The sequence below is a fragment of the Ruegeria sp. YTSA105 genome (genome assembly GCF_059610225.1).
In genome coordinates, this window is record NZ_JBXWNE010000021.1 from 1 (window position 1) to 18,105 (window position 18,105).

An 18,105-nucleotide genomic window follows, 5' to 3' on the forward strand; every position below is an offset into this window, starting at 1 on the left:
CCAATCTCCTGAATCGGCTTCTTCTTCGCCTCACGCGCAATTTCGATGTCAGATTTATAGCTCATTGGGTTTCGGTCCCTGATTGAATTCCGTGCAAACCCGACGCAGAACGCCGGCGCTGCTCACTCCATACCGTTGTGTACCAAATTGGTGGCTATGGATTCCGACATAATTGCGCCTTGAAACGTCGTAGCGTCACATCGGCACCTTCCGATCGGAAATTGCGGTCCCTTATGGTGTCCAGGCTCTCTGATCGGGGACAAACAGTGTAAGCTCATCGCCCAGGTTCAGCTCTCCGGGTCTTTCGACCCAAGCCGTGACCCCCCGCCGTCCCTGCGCTGCAGGCTTGAAGGCCGCACCATACCCGGGCAAGTCAGCCTCGATCTCGCGCCCCGGCAGGATACAGGGCCGGTTTTCCATGTCGATCGTCAGCGTCACGCCATTTTCCACCTGCAAACGAGACGAGGGCGGAATATGGGTGAAATCCGGAATGCCGCGCAAGACAATGCTGACCCCCAGATGGGACGGGTCCAGCTTACCCAAGCCCATTTCCTGCGCGATGGCATCAAGTTCTTCTGCGGACAGGATCGATAACTGCCGCACATTGCGAATTTCGGTGCCTACCGGGTACAGGTTTTTGACTCGCACGCAAGAGGTACGATTCACGCCTTCGTGACGCGCGCCTTGATCACCCGAGAAACCCAAATCCAGACTGTCCACGGCATTGGCCCGGAGAGTTTCACCTGCTGGTACGTGGCCCAACCAAACAACTTCTCCCGTGAATTCGGTTTCGCGCAATACCGGCATATTTATCCCTTTTTCAGAACTGACATCTGATGCGGAATAGAGGGCAAACCTTCGCGATTGAAAAGAAAAAAGACCCGGGACAGGCCCGGGTCTTTGAAAGTTTAAGCCGTTGGTTCCGGCTCCATCCCGCCATCGGGCGGAGTTTTCTTAACCTTGGTTTTCGGAATGGCTGTCACGCTGGGGGCGCTGCCCTCATCAGGTTTATCGCCCTCGTCATCGCTTTCGCTGGGCGGCTCGCCATTCATGACGCGTTTGATCTCGTCACCGGTCAGGGTTTCATATTCCAGCAGCCCTTGGGCCAGACGTTCCCATTGCTCGTTCTGTTCTGAAAGGATCTGATGCGCACGCTCATATCCTTGCTGGATCAGGCGCTTGACCTCTTCCTCGATCAGTTCCTTGGTATGGGCCGAGACCGAGAACCCGGCAGTGTTGCCTGAATAGCCATCATGCGCTTCGGCATAGTCGATATTGCCGACCTTGTCCGACATGCCCCAGCGCATCACCATCGCGCGCGACAGTTGGCTGGCCTGCATGATATCGCCCGCCGGACCGTTCGAGACATGGTCCTCGCCATATTTGATCACCTCAGCCGCCTTACCGGCCATGGTCATGGCCAGCTTTTGCTCACACTCATCGCGGTGATAGTTCAGGCGGTCCATTTCTGGCAGTGACACCACCATGCCCAGCGCACCACCACGCGGAATGATCGTTGCCTTATAGACCGGATCACACAACGGCAGCGTCATACCAACAACGGCATGCCCTGATTCGTGATAGGCAGTCTTTTCCTTCTGGTCCTGGGTCAGCACCATCGAGCGGCGCTCGGCACCCATCATCACCTTGTCCTTGGCATTCTCGAAATCTTCCATGGTAACAAAGCGGCGACCGACGCGGGCGGCCATCAGCGCGGCCTCATTCACGAGGTTGGCCAGATCAGCACCCGAGAAGCCCGGAGTCCCGCGCGCGATGATGCGCAGATCGACATCAGGTCCGAGGGGCGTCTTGCGTGCGTGAACGCCCAGGATCTTCTCGCGGCCTTTGATGTCGGGGTTACCGACAGTCACGTTGCGGTCGAAACGGCCTGGACGCAGCAGCGCAGGGTCCAAAACGTCCTTACGGTTGGTGGCCGCCAGGATAATCACGCCCTCATTGGCCTCGAACCCGTCCATCTCGACGAGCAACTGGTTGAGCGTTTGTTCACGTTCGTCATTACCCCCGCCATAACCGGCACCACGATGGCGGCCAACGGCGTCAATCTCGTCAATAAAAACGATACAGGGAGCGTTTTTCTTGGCCTGTTCGAACATGTCGCGGACACGGGACGCACCGACACCGACGAACATCTCAACAAAGTCCGAACCCGAAATGGTGAAGAAGGGCACACCCGCCTCACCCGCAATGGCGCGGGCCAGCAGCGTTTTACCGGTCCCCGGAGGGCCCACCAACAAAGCGCCTTTTGGAATCTTGCCACCCAGACGACTGAATTTCTGCGGATTGCGCAGGAATTCTACGATCTCTTCCAGTTCTTCCTTGGCCTCGTCGATGCCAGCGACATCATCAAAAGTTACACGGCCATGCTTTTCGGTCAGCATCTTGGCCTTGGACTTGCCAAAGCCCATCGCGCCACCTTTGCCGCCACCCTGCATCCGGTTCATGAAGTAGACCCAGACACCGATCAGCAGCAGGAAAGGAAGAAGAGTGACCAGGAAAGACTGAATGCCCGATTGCTGTTGTTTCACAGCCTGAACCGGGATGCTTTCATCGATCAGCAGTTTGGTCACCTCGGCATCGCCGGGCTTGATCGTGACATAGCTTGCGCCGCTTTGCGTGGTATAGCGAATTTGCTCGCCATCCAATGTCACGTTTTTGACTTCGCCGCCTTCAACAGCGGTCACGAAATCAGAATAGGTTCTTTCATTGCTCTGAAGCGTTCCACCTGGTCCGCTGAACAGATTGAACAGTGCAAGGATCAGCAAAAACAGAACGACCCAAAAGGCGATGTTACGAGCGTTGCCCAAGAAAAATCTCCCAAAAGATTTCGGCAGATGGGGATCTGCCGGGTTGCTCTTTAAAATAGAGATGATTCAAGCAGGTTCAATGCGATAAAACCGAAGAGTGAAACTCGGGCTCTTCTGGCGTCAGTTCTGCAAGCCAACCATTTGAGAAACCCACCATAGGTGCAGATACCAAGACCTCTCCGCTCCAGACGGACGGAGACGCCAGAAGCGCGGCGCGCGGTTTTCCAAGTGCACGCCAATCTGGCACGGCCTTCAAACCAGCCGCACCTAACGGGTGAACCTGCGCGTCGGGAATCGCTGGGCCAGACAGGATCCACCGTCCATCCCAAATCTGACCGGGTGCGCCGGGTGCGCTCTCAACGGCATTTAGCTCTCTGCAAATCCACATTTTATCGGCTTTTGGGATCAAGAGGCATCCACCAATCGTTGCCGCCTCACCCTGATCAATCGCGAGCAGCGCCCGGTCTGTTGCAGCCTGACGCGGTGGATATCCGCGGCCCGCAATCCAGCGGACACAACCTGTAAGAAGACGACGTCGAATTTCCGCAGGCAGAGTGGAAAATTGCGCGCGATCGACACAGATATCGCCGCCATCGACACTCAGGACCTGACGGGCGGAATCCTGCGTAATCTGCTCTAATGCTTCACGGGCTTGAGCAAGGTTTTCAGCAACGCGGGACAGAGAATGCACCGAAATCCCAATTTCGGATAAGCCGGTCAACGCGTCGCGCGCCTTGATACGATCAAACCGCCGGTCGTGATTCGATGGATCCTCGATCCAATCTGCCCCAATCTTGGCAAGATAATCGCGCAGTTGTTGCCGGGTGATCCCCAACATCGGCCGCAGCAGCATGATCCCTTGATAGTTCCGCATTGCGGGCATGCCGGACAATCCCGTCACACCAGCGGCGCGCGCCAATCGCATCAGCATGGTTTCGGCTTGATCATCGGCGGTGTGTCCCAGGGCAATCGCGCCGATCTGCTTGTCACGCGCCCAGTCTGACAGCAACTGGTACCGGACCTGCCGCGCCCTATCCTGCAGGTTACCTGTCTGGTCCCACCCCTTCCAGTGCAACGTCTCATGTGGAAGGCCCAGACCCTGGGCAAGCTGCGCCACCCAATCTGCCTCCGCCACCGCTTCGGGGCGCAGATTGTGGTTCACCGTGGCGACAAACAGCTCAACCTGTTCCTCTTGGGCGATGTGCTTCAACAAACTCAGCAAAGCAACCGAGTCACCGCCACCGGACACCGCAACGCCTAGACGGCGCGGAAGGTTTTCCGGCAATCGCGCCCGGAGTTCGGATTTCAGGAGTGTGCCATGTGTGGTCAAGTACAACCCAGTGACGTCATTTCCTGCGTGGCGCTGGAGGCCAATGCCGAGGCCGGGAACCGGACGCTAACCTCGCTCAGTGTGATACACGCCTGTTCGGTCTGTCCCAGACGGCCCAGAGCAGCACCCAGTTCGAACAAAGCCTCAGGCGCATAGGCGCCTTCGGAATCACCCGTGAAGCTGGCCAGAAAAGCCCTTGCAGCTTCGCGGGTGTCGCCAATGCCTTCCAACGCCTGCCCGCGCTTTAGGTGTGCTTCGGGCGCAAGCGGGCTTCCGGGATATGATGTATCGAATACTGCGAACTGATCCGCGGCGGCCTGGAAGTTTCCATCGGCCAGCGCCTGAGCAGCAGCATTGAAATCCGCTTGCTCGCCTACTGCCAACTCACCCAGGTCGGAATCGGTTGGCGCTGTCGGAGCAGCAGGGGCTGCGGATGTGATGTCCGTTTCTCCGCCCAGAGTTGTTGTATCACCGAGCGTACTCAGGTCGCCGCCTTCCAGTTCGACCAAGCGAAACTCAAGATCACCGATGCGGTTGGTGCCGTCGGTTACAATAATCTGTACACGCTGGTTCAACTGCTCGGTCTGGCGCGTCAGGCGCTGCAACTCGGCCTCTATGGCATCAACGCGTTCAAGTATCGAACTGCCGGACAGGTTCGGGGCCGGAGAGCCGGTTGTTGAAAACTCGCGCTTGAGCCGCTGAATTTCCACATGCAGCACCGTCAGTTCCTGCCGGATATCCGCCAAGGTTTGCTGATCCTGTGCTTGTGCCAAACCGGCGGTCGCCAAAACTGCGGCCAGAACCCATCCTGCTAGTTTCATCGTCTTATCCCAAAGTTGATCCGGTCAGCACCGTCACTGCACGACGGTTTTTCGAATAGCAGTCCTCGGTGCTGCAAATCTCGATCGGACGCTCTTTGCCAAAGCTGACAGTTGTCAGCCGGTTGCCCGCTACTCCGCGGGAAATCAGGAACTCGCGGGCGGCATTTGCCCGGCGCGCACCCAGTGCGAGGTTATACTCACGCGTGCCCTGCTCATCCGCATGGCCTTCGATCGTTGCCACAAAGTCGGGGTTGGCCATCAGCCAGTCGGCCTGCCCCTGCAGCACTGACTGCGCCTGCGGAGTAAGCGTCGACTGATCGACCGAAAACAGAACCCGGTCACCAACAGTTTGCTGGAAATATGCAGGCGAGCGCGGATCACTTGGAGAGCCCGCGGCCAGCCCGCCGTTTGCGCCATTGCCAAAGCCGCCGCCCAGCGCAGACGGATCGTTATTGGTGCAGGCTGCCAACGCGCCAAACACACCTAGTGCTAGGATTTTGCCCAATACGTTCATCTCAGGTGCCTCGTTGTTTTTTCTCTTTATTGCCGTCTCTGTAGCACAGTGCAGGTTCCTTGTGAACTTTTCCTGCCAGCAGCCGTGATCAATTCTGCAGTGGGCCCCATGACGGATCGCTGCCCCCATCCGGGGTGCGGATCGGGCGCAGGTTGCGTCCCGAGATATCCACCGAATACAGCGTCGCCCGGCCACTTGCGCCCTGGGTTTCTCGGGTGAACATGATCACGCGACCATTAGGGGACCATGTCGGTCCTTCGTCCAGAAACGACGAGGTCAGCAAACGCTCTTCGCTGCCATCTGTTCGCATGACACCGATATGAAATCGGCCTTTATTCTGCTTGGTAAACGCAACCAGATCGCCACGGGGGGACCAGACCGGCGTTCCATAACGTCCCTGACCAAAGCTGATCCGCGTCGCCTCGCCCCCGTTTGCGGGCATGATGTAAAGCTGTGGCGTGCCCGAACGGTCGCTTTCAAACACGATCTGGGAACCGTCCGGCGAATAGCTGGGGGCGGTTTCAATCGCAGGCGTATTGGTCAGCCGCACGCTTTGCCCGGAAGCCAGATCCATTTTCCACAGGTCCGTATTGCCGCCCTGAATAAGCGAATAGACGATCGACCGTCCATCCGGCGAAAACCGGGGCGAAAAGCTCATCGTGCCGCCCTGGGTGTTCAACTCAGTCCGCCTGACCCGCTCGATATCCAGAACATAGATGCGCGGCTGACCGGATTCGTAACTGGTATAAAGCAGTTGATCACCGGCAGGTGAAAAGCGTGGTGCCAGAACAATGGCTGCACTGTCGGTCAGGTACTGCACATTCGCGCCGTCATAATCCATGATCGCCAGGCGCTTCAGGCGCTGATCCTTGGGACCACTTTCAGAGACAAAGGCAACACGACTATCGAAATAGGCGCCCTCGCCCGTTACACGGCTATAGACTTGATCCGCCACTTTATGGGCCATGCGCCGCCACCCTTCAGTCGTCCCGGCAAACTGCAGACCGTTGCCCAGCTCCTGCCCAGAAAACACATCCCAGACCCTGAACCGCACCGTCAGGCGATTGCCCGACACATTCACAGCACCTGTCACCAAAGCCTCGGCATTGATGGCTTTCCAATCCGCGAACCGAACGGGATCTTCAAAGCTGGCCACTTGGCTGATGAAAGCATCAGACAGAATTTCGCGGAACAGCCCTGTTCCGGTTAGATCGGCGGCCACAACCCGCGAGATATCCTGGGCATATTGCGCAGCTGCTGTGCTGTCCGGCACAAAATTCGGAACCGAAAAGGGCAAGGGTTCGATAATCCCCTGATCCAATTCCAAGCGAAGCGGTCCACTTTGGGCGTGAACAGGTGCCGACACCAGTGTCAGGCCAAGCAACAGGCTGGTCAGAAGTCTCATCATTTGATCCGCATCCTCTCGGGATTGAATGTAATCTCAATATCCTGCCAATGCTCGTATTTATCGGTTGGCAGGTCATAACCTTTGGCTCCACAGCGCAAAATGGCACGTCGAGCGGCCTCATAGGCTTGTCTGGCTGCGCCGTCAGAACCGCCTGAGCTGTCGATCATGCGCAAGCTGCCACCAACCACCTTGCCATCAGGGGTCAACGAAAATCCGACAACAACAACTGTCTGCAGAGCATCCGTGGACAAGGACCCAACGTTCCAGCATTGGGAAACGGCCAATCGCATCGCGTCCTTTTCGCCGCTGGTCAAGGGCGGACCAGAGGGTTCACTCCCTTGTCCCAACGCCTCGGCCAGCGCATCGTTGATGGCTGTTTCCGTCTGCGCGGGCTCTGTGGGTTCGGGCTCGGGCGTCTCCGCCACTTCGGGCTCGACCGGTGGCGTCGGGCGGTTGGGACGGATCCGCGGGCGCGGCGATGTTCGGGGAGCGTTTTCTTTGGGCTCTTCCGCTTCGGTCACAATCTCGTCAGCCTTTTCCTCGGGGGCGGTCTGATCCTGCTGTTCCTGCTGGGTCTCGGCTCCCTCGTCCAAAGATACGGCCGGGGTTTCGATTTCATCAGGCGCGGCCTCGGGCGGAGGCGGCGCAACAGGCACCGGTGCGACATTCTCGGCGGGGCTGGGCTGTGCCTCAGGCCCGGAAGGCACCGTAAGATCGACAATCTCGGGGTCAGGCGTGTCCAACAGCGGAGGTTGTTCAATCACCACCGGTTCTGGCGGCGGCTCAACGGGTTCCGGCTCGGGGTCCGGGTCCGGGTCAGGTTCAGCAGGTTCCGCCTCTTGCAACGAAGGCTGCTTCTCCACTACCGGTTCCGGCGCTGGCTCCTCTTCTGTTGGGGCCTCAGGCGGCTGCAGCGCTGTTGGCGTCGGCACTTCGGGCGCATCCCGCTGAGCGGTCATTGCCGCAAATTGCTCAGCCGAAATGACCGAGACATCCTGCACGGCCATAGGTAATGGTTCGGACCGGAAGGTGCCGCCGAAAAATGCCCAACCAATCAGACTGACATGGGCAATCGCCGAGATCTTGGTGCCGGTATCCACCGTGCGGCCTCACTCTCCACCGTCGTCCAGTGTCGGGCCGCCCGTATCGGTCACCAGCCCCACATTGGAGAACCCACCCGCATTAAGCGCGCCCATTACCTGCATCACCTGCGCATAAGGGATCGCACCATCCGCGCGCAAAAACACTCGGTCGCTACTGCGTTCTGCTGCGATGGCGCGTAGTTTGCCAATCAGCTCTTCGCGCAGAATATCCGTGGTTTGGATTTGCACCCTGCCATCCGCGGTCAGCGTGACGGTCAAAGGTTCCTCGTTATCGCCGGGCAGCGCACTGGCCGCCGTTTTGGGCAGATCAACAGGCACACCAACAGTCAGCAAGGGCGCGGCCACCATGAAGATGATCAGCAGCACCAGCATAACGTCCACAAAGGGTGTGACGTTGATCTCAGCCATCGGCTGCGCGCGACCGCGACGCCGACCCCGCCGGCGTCCATTCCCGCCCGAGGATTGCTGAACCGCAGCCCCCATCTCAGCTGTCCAGCTGGCGCGACAGAATGGTGGCGAACTCATCGGCAAAGGCTTCATAGCCTCCAACGATCCGATCACTATCTGCGCTGAGTTTGTTATAGAAAATCACCGCCGGAATCGCGGCCAACAGGCCCAGGCCGGTGGCCAGCAACGCCTCGGCAATACCGGGGGCGACAACAGCCAGGTTGGTGTTCTGCTGCTCGGCAATCTCGATGAACGCATTCATGATACCCCAAACCGTTCCGAACAGACCAATGAAGGGTGCAGTTGAGCCGACAGTGGCCAGAATGGGCAGGCCCTTTTGCAGCGCCTCGGCCTCTTTCGCGATGGCCACATCCATCGACCGATCAATGCGTGCGGTGGCACCAGCTATCAGCCCGCCATCAGTGCGGTGCGAGCGGCGCCATTCGATCATGCCAGAGGCAAATATCTTCTCCGAACTGCCATCGGGTTGGGTACCGATCTGCTCGAACAGTTCATCCAAGGGGTTCCCGGACCAGAAAGCCTCATCAAAAACCTGAGCTTCACGCCTTGCAGCACGGTAATTGATCAGTTTCTGGATGATGATCCCCCAGGACCAGACTGATGCGCCAATCAGCATCAGCATTACCAGTTTAACGATAAAAGTCGCGCGGGCAAAAAGCCCCCACATGGAGAAATCGATCTCCTGCGCCAGCGCCAGCGTTTCAGCTTCCATGAACCTGCTCTTTGTTTTGCCTGACAGCCTTACGGCCTTGTTTTGTCAAACGCTAACGCAGATGGGGGCGAATTGCCAACAGAACCACCCGGGCCCTGCAAATTGTTACAACAATGCGCGAATCTCTGCCGGAAGGCGTACGGGCTTGCCCTGCGCATTCATACAGACGGCGGTAACGATGGCGCGAAAAATCTCCTCTTCGCCCCGTTTGACCACTTGCGCCATGATCAGACGGACACCGGACAGAGACTTGATTTCGGTCTCGATCTCCAGATCGTCGTCAAATTTGGCCGGGGCTAGGTATTCCGCCTCGATCCGGCGCACGACCCAAACGATACCTGCGTCACGCATGGCATTCTGGTCATTGCCCAGGCGCCGCACATAGTCCGACCGGGCGCGTTCGATGTATTTCAAATAGTTAGCGTGATAGACCACGCCGCCCATATCGGTGTCTTCGTAATAAACTTTAACGGAATAGACGTGCTTCATTGCGGTTGATCCAATCTGGCAAACAATCTCAGCGCATGAGAGGCATCCTGCGCCGCGCCCGGCAGGACAGGATCGTATGCCGCCCGGATCAACCCGGCAATGTCTGGTCGCAATATCGTCGCGTCACCCGCCACTGCCAAGGGCGACTGGTTGCGAAAAGCGGTATCGGACCAGAGCAGCACCGTTTGCACCACCTGGCTGAGCGCAAGCGTTTCAGCGGGGACTTGCGACAATTCATTGTCCATCCGCAAAAACACAAAGGCCGCACGAATGGCGCCGTCTTCTTCAAAACGGAATATCCGGTACTGGTTGGCATCGGCCGCGATCAACCGATCAACCAACGGCCCCAGATCAGGGACCAAACGGTCCAGATCGGGCACTTCTGTCAGTTCTTTCCAGTCGCGGAAGAAAAAGACCATGCAGTTGGCGCCAAGCTCGGGGTCGGTTTCTGCCATCTGATGCCCTGCCAGTGTTACCACTGCCTCGAACGCGCCTTTGACCGTGGCCAAACTTTCATCTTCGACCCCAAAGACGATCGGCACGATGGGGCGGCCCCAGCGCGCAAACAGGAACTCTCCGCTTTCGCGGGTGAACAGGGCTTGAATGTCGTCGGGTGTCACGCGCAATCCTCGGCAATCGGACAATGTTTGGCGAAACCCTTAAAAGCTCGCAGGCTCGGCTTCAACCAAACAGATCGTTTTGCCCCTTGGGTGCGGCCATGCCCAGATGCGTCCACGCCTTCTGCGCCAGCATCCGGCCACGCGGTGTGCGTTGGATCAGGCCTTGCTGCAAGAGGAAGGGTTCGATCACCTCCTCCAGCGAGTCCCGGCTTTCCGACAGAGCTGCCGACAAGGTTTCGATACCTACCGGCCCGCCCGCGTAATTCTCGGCGATCAGCTTCAGATACCGGCGGTCCGCGCCGTCCAGCCCCAGATGATCGACCCCCAGCCGCGTCAACGCCCCATCAGCCAAATCGCGGGTGATCCGTCCATCGCCTTCGACGATTGCGAAATCCACCACCCGCCGCAGCAGGCGCCCGGCGATCCGAGGCGTTCCGCGTGACCGGCGCGCGATCTCTCGGGCGCCGCTGTCATCAGCCGGTGCCCCAAGCTTGCGCGCGTTGCGGGTGACAATCTCGTGCAATTCATCAACGGTATAGAACTGCAGGCGTGTCGGGATGCCAAAGCGGTCGCGCAGCGGCGTGGTCAGCAGTCCCATCCGGGTGGTGGCCCCGACCAGAGTAAACGGCTGCAACTCGATCCTCACCGTGCGCGCGGCCGGGCCTTCACCAATCACCAGATCCAGCTCGAAATCCTCCATCGCCGGGTACAGGACCTCTTCGACCGCTGGATTCAATCGATGGATTTCGTCAATGAACAGCACATCGCGCGCTTCCAGATTGGTCAGGATCGCCGCCAGATCGCCCGCCTTTGCCAGAACCGGGCCAGATGTCATCCGAAAATTCACCCCCAACTCACGCGCGATGATCTGCGCCAGCGTGGTTTTGCCCAGACCCGGAGGGCCATGGAACAGCGTATGATCCATTGCCTCACCCCTTTGGCGAGCGGATTGGATAAAGATACGCAGATTGGCGCGCGCCTCGGCTTGACCGATGAATTCGTCCAGTCCCTGCGGGCGCAAGGCGCGGTCATTGTCTTCCGGCAACGGCTCGGGGCGCAGGGTGGGATCGGCATCTACCATTCAATCACCCTTTCGGAGCCAATAGTTTCAACGCAGCGCGGATCAGGTCCGCCTCACCCGCTTCGGGCAAGCTTGCCGCGGCTTCGGCCACGGCTGACGCGGCCTCGGACGGGCCATAGCCCAGATTGGAGAGTGCCGACAATGCCCCGGCAGATGCTGCTGCATTACCTGATGCGCTTATGGTGGGCCGCTTTGGTACAGGTGTCGGTTCAGTCAGTTCCACCACATCCAGCGCGGGGCCATCCATTGCCTCGGTCACCGTGCCGCCCATGGCCATAACGCCGGGCGCCTTGTCTTTGAGGTCCAGCACGATCCGCTGCGCGGTTTTTGGGCCCACGCCCTTGGCTGCCTTGACCGCCCCCCAATCGCCCAGAGCAATCGCCCGGCTAACACCATCGGGGCCCAAGGCGCTGAGGATTGCTAGCGAAACTTTGGCCCCGACCCCTTGCACCGAGCACAGCAGGCGATGCCACTCCTTCTCGACCAGCGAAAGGAACCCGTAAAGCTGCATCAAATCCTCGCGCACCACCATGTCGGTGTAGATCGAGATCGCCTCACCCACGCCCGGCAGCGCAGCCATCGTACGGTCCGAGCAATAGACCAGATAGCCGACCCCACGCACGTCGATCAGCACGTGATCCGGCGCGCGGTAATCCAACCGGCCTGTCAGCTTGCCAATCATGCCCGCACCTGTTTCATCCGCGACTGTGGCGTTGCCCCGTAAAAGGAATGACAGATCGCTATCGCCAGCGCATCCGCGGCATCCGCGCCCTTGGGCTGACAGCCCGGCAGTTGCAACTTGACCATATGAAGAACCTGTTCCTTTTCGGCATGGCCCACGCCCACAACCGTTTTCTTGACTCGATTGGGCGCATATTCTCCCACTGGCAATCCGGCCTGCGCCAGCGTCAACAACGCCACACCCCGCGCCTGACCCAGCTTAAGCGTACCGGCCCCGTCCTTGTTCACAAAGGTCTGTTCGATGGCGGCCTGATCGGGCTGATGCTCGGCAATCACTTCGATGATCTGATTGTGGAGCGATAGCAACCGCTCTCCCAGATCATCCCCGTCCGATTTACATAACCCATTGGCAACATGACTGAGACGGCTGCCATGTGATTCGATGACGCCCCATCCCAGGGTCCGTAGCCCCGGATCAATGCCCAGAATTCGCATATATAGCCTCGGCCTGCTCGGGTTTGTGTGTTCTTTTTTACCGACTAGCACGAAACAAGAACATTTTCCAAGTGAATTGACTGATGGTCAGATTGCGACACGGTCGTCCTGTCTCCGACAGAATGAGCTGATTACGACCGGAAAATGTCGGGTTTCGACCAGTTTGGTGAAGGCAAAATTGTCAATAAATTAAGGCGTTTTCATGTTTTTCGAGCATTGCAAAAAACGCATAGGACACATGCAATTTCTATGCTTGTGCAGTCAGAAAACCATCCCTACATGCCCGTCAGATCGCAAGATCAGAGTTTAACACAAACCGGAAGGAAACAGGATATGGCTGCACTGGACACAACCCGCACCACCACTGGCTCATTTGGCCTCGTCGGCCGTATCGGCGCGACTTTCGCAATGGTCGTAAACGCCGTTGTCGAATGGAATGATGCCCGCGTTACACGCAACGCGCTGAGCGGTCTGTCGGACCGCGAGCTGGAAGATATCGGCCTGTGCCGTGGCGACATTGAAATCGTCGTTGAAGGCCGCCGTTAAGGCAAAGCAAACCTACCGTTGATTTTCCCCTTCTCCCTCGGGGCAAAGAAGAACGCCGCGTATCCCCGGATACGCGGCGTTTCTATTCAAAACGGAAGAAACTTAGCGGAGAACTTTGCTGAGTTGAGACGAGAGGGCCTGTGATACCGGGTCGATCTGCATGACCCATGCCCCCGCCTTCTCCACTTCGGTCCCTTGCGCAAGGCTATCGACACGATACTGGTAGGCCGACGACCCCAAGCTGGTCAGCAAAAGCGTTTTGAAGGCGAACAGCCCAGCCAAGCAGATCAGCAGAGCCTTTGCAGGCACCGCGGACTGAACCCGCTGTGGTTTCATAACAACCAGGCCATCTTTGCGCATAGTCGCACGATAACCACGGGTCATCTTCGAATGTTTCTTGTTCAGCCGATGAACGCGCTGATCAAATTCAATTTGTTTTCCAGTCATGGCAGCCTCCAAATCAACCGCCCCCCAATTCCACGTCATTGACGGTAAAAACAGATTGCGACAAAAAAGAGGCGAAACCCCACAAAACTCCTGCAAATGGCCCGATTTTAGCCCTGTTTGGTTAAGACTAGCGACGTCCATTCACCAATTTGGTCATTTCTAGAGGCATTGAAGCCATTTTGGAGATAAACGGAAACAACGTCCTCGGCTTGCTCGTTAAGGATTCCCGATAGAATCGCCTTACCCCCAACCCGCAGATTCGCTGAAATTTCGGGCGCCAGGGCCACCAATGGGCCCTTGAGGATGTTGGCGAATATCAGGTCATAGGGCGCAAGAGATTTCAGCTCCGGATGATCAAACCCCGCAGCCTCGACACATTGAACCTTCCCTGACATGCCGTTTGCCTTCAGGTTGGCTTCGGCGACGTCGACGGCGACCTCATCAATGTCGCTGGCGATAATGTCGCCATCCCAAACGCGGGCTGCAGCCATCGCAAGAACGGCGGTGCCGCAGCCGATATCTGCAACTTTTGTCGCGGTAAAACCCTGATCGAGCAGAAAATCCAGAGCCTTGAGACACCCAAGGGTGGTGCCGTGATGCCCGGTACCGAAAGCCATTGCAGCCTCAATCAACAAAGGGATACGGCCTTCGGGCAGCTTGTCGGCATCGTGACAGCCATAGACGAAAAAGCGGCCAGCCTCGACAGGCGCCAATTCACGGCGGACATGGGCGACCCAGTCGGTTTCGGGCAGTTCCGAGATTACAAAGGGTTTGGATCCGAACGCAGCCGCCAGAACCGCCAGTGCCGTTTCATCCGGCGCTTCGGTGAAGTAACCGCCAATCTCCCACAGGCCCGAACCATCTTCGACTTCGAATACGCCCACGCCCGTGGGTTCGGGATCAAGACGCTCCATGGCTTCGCCCAGACCATCGGCTGATTTTTTGCCGGTCAGGGTGGTAAGCGCGGTGAATGTGGGCATGGGAGCCTCCTGTGTCAGCTGACACAGCGCCTAGGGTGCGGGCCCGCGAAGGTCAAGCATTGGCAGCTATTCCGCCGGAGCGGGCGCGTATTTCGACAGTATCGTCTCATTCCCAAGCTCTGGGTGGCGCGGGATCAGCAGCGACAGCGATAACGAAATCAACGCCATCGCTGCAGCCACCGCAAAGACCGCTCCGGGCGAGTACACCCAGAGCAGGCCCAGAAGCGCTGGTAGGAATACCGCGGCGATATGGTTGATCGTAAAGGCAACCGCTGCGGTTGGCGCAATATCTGCCGGATCGGCAATTTTCTGGAAATAGGTTTTAAGCGCCAGAGCCAGCGCGAAAAGCACATGGTCAATCACATAGAGAGTAGCCGCCAGAACAACGCCCCAACCGAACCAATAAATGCCGCCATAGGCTGCAAATACAACTGCCAGGCCTGCATATTCGAAAATCAAAGTGCGACGTTCACCGAATACGGACACAGCTTTGCCTAGCATCGGCGCAACCGAAATGTTGATAACCAGGTTGATCAAGAAAAGACCGGTGAGTTCGTGGACCTCAAACCCGAATTTCTCGACCATCATGAAACCGGCGAAAACGACAAAGATCTGACGACGCGCGCCCGCCATGAACTGAAGCGCATAGTACAGCCAGTATCGGCGGCGCAGCACAATTTTTTTGGTTTGCGGAGTCGGCGCGTCGAACTGCGGATAGGCGACCAGACAGAACAACGCCAGCAAAGCCGTCAGCCCACCCGCAGCCATGAATACAGTGTTATAGGACAGATCGAACCGATCCCACGTCAGGACAATCAGCCCATAGATAACCAATGTCGAAGCTGATCCCATGGCGACCATCCAGCCCAGAAATTGCGGCGCTCGGTCCTTGGGCAACCACTGCAGCTGAAGGGATTGGTTCACGGTTTCATAATAGTGGAACCCGATCGAGCTCAGCAGTGTGACGAACAACAAGCCACCAAGGCTTGGGAACCACGCTGTCACCGCAGTCGCAACACCCAGCATGATCAGCGAGATCATCGCCAGCACCTGCTCCCGAACAAACAAGATCACGGCAATTACGCCTACAGCCAGAAAGCCTGGGATCTCGCGCACGGTATGCAGCAGGCCGATGTCGGCACCGTCGAAATTCGCGACTTCAATAACGAAATTATTCAACAACGCGCTCCATGCGTTGAAAGCAATGGGCATGGTCAGTGCCATCACGAATAAAAGCGTGATGGGACGGCGCCAGAACGGAAGGCTTTGCGCCTCGGAAAGTGGCATGGGTTTCAGCATGAGAGTCCCTCTACGCCCATTTTCAGGTTTTGGCGAGTGGGAAGAAGGGCACGCACATTGGCTCTGCATGAATGCAGAGGTCAGTAGAAATTTTGCGGGTCAATATCAACGGTCAGCCTTATGTCGCCCTTCAGCCGCAGCGGTGCTATCCAACGGGCGATGGCATCCTGAATTGGCGCTCCTTTGGGGGCTTTGACCAGCAGCCGCACCCTGTGTCGCCCGCGGATACGCGCAATGGGCGCAGGCGCTGGACCAAAGACCTGCGCACCGATCTGCCGCAACGGGGCGTCGTTGCGGGCCATGGCGTTGCCGATGTCAAAAACGGGACCGACCTCGGGGCCAGACAGAACGATACCGGCCATGCGTCCATAGGGGGGAACTCCGGCTGCCAACCGCCCGGCCGCTTCGGCTTTCCAGAACCCCTCTTCATCGCCCGACAGGATGGCGCGAATGACGGGATGTTCCGGCTGGAACGTCTGCAACAGCGCCTGTCCGGGCTTATCCGCGCGCCCGGCGCGGCCAGCCACCTGCCGCATCAGCTGGAATGTGCGCTCGGCCGCACGCAAATCCGCCCCATGCAGGCTGAGATCGGCGTCAATGACACCCACCAGTGTCAGTTTCGGAAAATTGTGCCCCTTGGCCACCAGCTGCGTACCAATGACGATATCGGCGTCACCGGCAGCAATCTCTTCGATCTTTGCTTTCAATGCGCGCGCCGATCCAAACAGATCGGATGACAGCATGGCAATATTTGCCTCGGGAAATGTTGCCTCAGCCTCTTCAGCCAGCCGTTCGATCCCTGGCCCGACCGGGGCCAGCTTGCCCTCGACCTGACAGGAGGGGCAGACCTCGGGCATGGGTTTGGTCTCACCGCATTGATGGCACATCAGACGCTTGAGAAACCGGTGTTCAACCATGCGCGCATCGCAGTGATCACAGGCAATCTGCTCGCCACAAGCCCGGCACAGGGTGACCGGCGCATATCCCCGGCGGTTAATAAACAGAAGGGATTGTTCACCCCGCTCGATCCGCTGATGGACGGCCTGCCGCAGCGATGGAGAAATCCACGTCCCCGGCTGCATCTTCTCGGCCCGCATGTCGATGGGCTTCATCTCGGGCAACACCGCATCGCCAAAGCGCGAAGTCAAATCGAGCCGCTCATACTTGCCTGCCTCGGCATTGGCCCAGCTTTCCAGTGACGGCGTCGCACTTGCCAGAATAACGCGCGCGCCGCATATGGCGGACCGCAGCACAGCCATGTCACGGGCGCTGTAATGCACGCCGTCTTCCTGTTTGTACGAGGTGTCATGTTCTTCATCGACCACGACCAACCCAAGATTGCGAAACGGCAGAAACAGGGCCGAGCGCGCGCCGACAACCAGCTGTGCATCGCCCTGCCCCACCATGCGCCAGACTCGGCGGCGTTCGGTCATCGTCGCGCCCGAATGCCACTCTGCCGGGCGCGCGCCGAATCGTGCCTCAACGCGCGTCAGGAATTCGGCGGTCAGGGCAATCTCGGGCAGCAGAACCAGCGCCTGCCGCCCCTGGCGCAACGCTTCGGCGACGGCCTCAAGATAAACCTCGGTCTTGCCCGACCCGGTGACGCCTTTCAGCAAGGTCGTGCCATAATCACCCGTTCGCAGGCCAGATTGCAGGGTTTCCACTGAAGAGGCCTGATCATCGGTCAACGCCTTGCCCGGCAGATCCGGATCCAGATGTGGATAGGGCAGATCGCGCGGGCTGTCTTCTTCGCGAACCGCACCGAGTTTGACCAACCCCTTCACGACTGAAGAGGTCACACCCGCCTGTTCGGCCAGTTCCTTCAGCGTAAAGGCCAACCCGCCGTAGTCGCGCAGCACCTCCAACACACGGGTCCGCGCGTCGGTCACCCTGTCAGGGTCCCTGTCGCCAAGCCGATAGACCTTGCGCATCGAAGGCGGATCGCCCAATCCGGGCGCGCGCGTGGCCAATCGCAACATCGCAGGCATCGGGGTCAGCGTGTAATCGGCGACGCGCCCCAGAAACAGGCGCATCTCTTCGCGCATCGGCGCGACCTCCAGAACCCGGATCACCGAGCGGGCCTTGGCAAGGTCAAAGCCACCCTGCCCCGGCCCCCAGACCACGCCCAAGACCTTGCGCGGGCCCAGCGGCACCTCGACAAAAGCGCCCAGAAAGCACCCGCCCTCGGGCGCCTTATAGTCCAGCGTCCGGTCCAGCGGTTGGGCGGTCAGCACCGCCACCAGCTCACCTTGGTCGAAAAACTCCTGAGTGCTCAATGCATATCCT

At 58.5% G+C, this 18,105-nt stretch carries 19 protein-coding genes; 1 reads left to right on the forward strand and 18 read right to left on the reverse strand.

The window, feature by feature from the left end; genetic code table 11:
- Positions 1-231 precede the first annotated feature (231 nt).
- The 14 genes from AC2FH2_RS18820 to ruvC all read right to left on the reverse strand — a co-directional run bounded on the left by AC2FH2_RS18820 (position 232) and on the right by ruvC (position 12,547).
- On the reverse strand, positions 232-807 hold the full coding sequence (locus AC2FH2_RS18820) for an MOSC domain-containing protein (RefSeq protein ID WP_281973804.1): 576 nt from the start codon (positions 805-807) through the stop codon (positions 232-234).
- A gap of 101 nt (positions 808-908) precedes the next feature.
- Complete coding sequence (ftsH, locus tag AC2FH2_RS18825) at positions 909-2,825, reverse strand: ATP-dependent zinc metalloprotease FtsH (protein WP_142640196.1); 1,917 nt, start codon at positions 2,823-2,825, stop codon at positions 909-911.
- A gap of 76 nt (positions 2,826-2,901) precedes the next feature.
- Positions 2,902-4,110 (reverse strand): tRNA lysidine(34) synthetase TilS, encoded by a 1,209-nt coding sequence (gene tilS / locus AC2FH2_RS18830; RefSeq protein WP_496824820.1) that lies wholly within the window; start codon positions 4,108-4,110, stop codon positions 2,902-2,904.
- Between the two features lie 41 nt (positions 4,111-4,151).
- A complete protein-coding gene (gene ybgF, locus AC2FH2_RS18835; RefSeq protein ID WP_496824822.1) occupies positions 4,152-4,976 on the reverse strand; it encodes a tol-pal system protein YbgF in 825 nt (274 codons plus the stop codon).
- A gap of 4 nt (positions 4,977-4,980) precedes the next feature.
- Positions 4,981-5,490 (reverse strand): peptidoglycan-associated lipoprotein Pal, encoded by a 510-nt coding sequence (gene pal / locus AC2FH2_RS18840; RefSeq protein ID WP_281973807.1) that lies wholly within the window; start codon positions 5,488-5,490, stop codon positions 4,981-4,983.
- 88 nt (positions 5,491-5,578) lie between these two features.
- A complete protein-coding gene (gene tolB, locus AC2FH2_RS18845; protein WP_281996068.1) occupies positions 5,579-6,898 on the reverse strand; it encodes a Tol-Pal system beta propeller repeat protein TolB in 1,320 nt (439 codons plus the stop codon).
- Entirely contained in the window at positions 6,895-7,998 is a 1,104-nt protein-coding gene (tolA, locus tag AC2FH2_RS18850; protein ID WP_496824825.1) for a cell envelope integrity protein TolA, read from the reverse strand. The genes tolB and tolA overlap by 4 nt, the downstream gene beginning before the upstream one ends.
- A gap of 9 nt (positions 7,999-8,007) precedes the next feature.
- The gene (tolR, locus tag AC2FH2_RS18855) at positions 8,008-8,484 is read right to left on the reverse strand and encodes a protein TolR (RefSeq protein WP_142640204.1); all 477 of its coding nucleotides are present in this window, start codon (positions 8,482-8,484) and stop codon (positions 8,008-8,010) included.
- Between the two features lies 1 nt (position 8,485).
- On the reverse strand, positions 8,486-9,181 hold the full coding sequence (gene tolQ, locus AC2FH2_RS18860; RefSeq protein ID WP_142640185.1) for a protein TolQ: 696 nt from the start codon (positions 9,179-9,181) through the stop codon (positions 8,486-8,488).
- 105 nt (positions 9,182-9,286) lie between these two features.
- Complete coding sequence (ybgC, locus tag AC2FH2_RS18865; protein ID WP_142640183.1) at positions 9,287-9,670, reverse strand: tol-pal system-associated acyl-CoA thioesterase; 384 nt, start codon at positions 9,668-9,670, stop codon at positions 9,287-9,289.
- On the reverse strand, positions 9,667-10,290 hold the full coding sequence (locus tag AC2FH2_RS18870; RefSeq protein ID WP_142640181.1) for a hypothetical protein: 624 nt from the start codon (positions 10,288-10,290) through the stop codon (positions 9,667-9,669). Before AC2FH2_RS18870 ends, ybgC begins: the two co-directional genes overlap by 4 nt.
- A gap of 61 nt (positions 10,291-10,351) precedes the next feature.
- Positions 10,352-11,371: a Holliday junction branch migration DNA helicase RuvB gene (ruvB, locus tag AC2FH2_RS18875; protein WP_142640179.1), complete on the reverse strand. Its 1,020-nt coding sequence runs from the start codon at positions 11,369-11,371 to the stop codon at positions 10,352-10,354.
- A 4-nt stretch (positions 11,372-11,375) separates the two neighbouring features.
- On the reverse strand, positions 11,376-12,053 hold the full coding sequence (ruvA, locus tag AC2FH2_RS18880; RefSeq protein ID WP_142640177.1) for a Holliday junction branch migration protein RuvA: 678 nt from the start codon (positions 12,051-12,053) through the stop codon (positions 11,376-11,378).
- Entirely contained in the window at positions 12,050-12,547 is a 498-nt protein-coding gene (gene ruvC / locus AC2FH2_RS18885) for a crossover junction endodeoxyribonuclease RuvC (RefSeq protein ID WP_496824827.1), read from the reverse strand. The genes ruvA and ruvC overlap by 4 nt, the downstream gene beginning before the upstream one ends.
- A 333-nt stretch (positions 12,548-12,880) precedes the next feature.
- Between ruvC and AC2FH2_RS18890 the strand changes: the two genes are divergently transcribed.
- Positions 12,881-13,093 carry a DUF1127 domain-containing protein gene (locus AC2FH2_RS18890; RefSeq protein WP_142640173.1) on the forward strand — a complete coding sequence of 71 codons (213 nt, stop codon included), beginning with the start codon at positions 12,881-12,883 and terminating at the stop codon, positions 13,091-13,093.
- Between the two features lie 102 nt (positions 13,094-13,195).
- Here the strand turns inward: AC2FH2_RS18890 and AC2FH2_RS18895 are convergent, their stop codons facing one another.
- The 4 genes from AC2FH2_RS18895 to AC2FH2_RS18910 all read right to left on the reverse strand — a co-directional run bounded on the left by AC2FH2_RS18895 (position 13,196) and on the right by AC2FH2_RS18910 (position 18,095).
- Positions 13,196-13,540, reverse strand: a complete 345-nt coding sequence (locus AC2FH2_RS18895; RefSeq protein WP_496824829.1) for a hypothetical protein — start codon at positions 13,538-13,540, stop codon at positions 13,196-13,198.
- A 107-nt stretch (positions 13,541-13,647) separates the two neighbouring features.
- A complete protein-coding gene (locus AC2FH2_RS18900; RefSeq protein ID WP_142640169.1) occupies positions 13,648-14,520 on the reverse strand; it encodes a 50S ribosomal protein L11 methyltransferase in 873 nt (290 codons plus the stop codon).
- A gap of 66 nt (positions 14,521-14,586) precedes the next feature.
- A complete protein-coding gene (locus AC2FH2_RS18905) occupies positions 14,587-15,819 on the reverse strand; it encodes an MFS transporter (protein ID WP_271952281.1) in 1,233 nt (410 codons plus the stop codon).
- Positions 15,820-15,899: 80 nt separating this feature from the next.
- Positions 15,900-18,095, reverse strand: coding sequence for a primosomal protein N' (locus tag AC2FH2_RS18910; protein ID WP_496824831.1), 2,196 nt, complete (start codon positions 18,093-18,095; stop codon positions 15,900-15,902).
- Positions 18,096-18,105 lie beyond the last annotated feature (10 nt).

Bases quoted from the DNA above. Each gene is read 5' to 3' on its own strand.
- AC2FH2_RS18820 (WP_281973804.1), bottom strand. From the start codon at position 807: ATGCCGGTATTGCGCGAAACCGAATTCACGGGAGAAGTTGTTTGGTTG.
- ybgF (WP_496824822.1), bottom strand. From the start codon at position 4,976: ATGAAACTAGCAGGATGGGTTCTGGCCGCAGTTTTGGCGACCGCCGGT.
- pal (WP_281973807.1), bottom strand. From the start codon at position 5,490: ATGAACGTATTGGGCAAAATCCTAGCACTAGGTGTGTTTGGCGCGTTG.
- tolB (WP_281996068.1), bottom strand. From the start codon at position 6,898: ATGATGAGACTTCTGACCAGCCTGTTGCTTGGCCTGACACTGGTGTCG.
- tolR (WP_142640204.1), bottom strand. From the start codon at position 8,484: ATGGGGGCTGCGGTTCAGCAATCCTCGGGCGGGAATGGACGCCGGCGG.
- tolQ (WP_142640185.1), bottom strand. From the start codon at position 9,181: ATGGAAGCTGAAACGCTGGCGCTGGCGCAGGAGATCGATTTCTCCATG.
- ybgC (WP_142640183.1), bottom strand. From the start codon at position 9,670: ATGAAGCACGTCTATTCCGTTAAAGTTTATTACGAAGACACCGATATG.
- ruvB (WP_142640179.1), bottom strand. From the start codon at position 11,371: ATGGTAGATGCCGATCCCACCCTGCGCCCCGAGCCGTTGCCGGAAGAC.
- ruvA (WP_142640177.1), bottom strand. From the start codon at position 12,053: ATGATTGGCAAGCTGACAGGCCGGTTGGATTACCGCGCGCCGGATCAC.
- ruvC (WP_496824827.1), bottom strand. From the start codon at position 12,547: ATGCGAATTCTGGGCATTGATCCGGGGCTACGGACCCTGGGATGGGGC.
- AC2FH2_RS18890 (WP_142640173.1), top strand. From the start codon at position 12,881: ATGGCTGCACTGGACACAACCCGCACCACCACTGGCTCATTTGGCCTC.
- AC2FH2_RS18895 (WP_496824829.1), bottom strand. From the start codon at position 13,540: ATGACTGGAAAACAAATTGAATTTGATCAGCGCGTTCATCGGCTGAAC.
- AC2FH2_RS18900 (WP_142640169.1), bottom strand. From the start codon at position 14,520: ATGCCCACATTCACCGCGCTTACCACCCTGACCGGCAAAAAATCAGCC.
- AC2FH2_RS18905 (WP_271952281.1), bottom strand. From the start codon at position 15,819: ATGCTGAAACCCATGCCACTTTCCGAGGCGCAAAGCCTTCCGTTCTGG.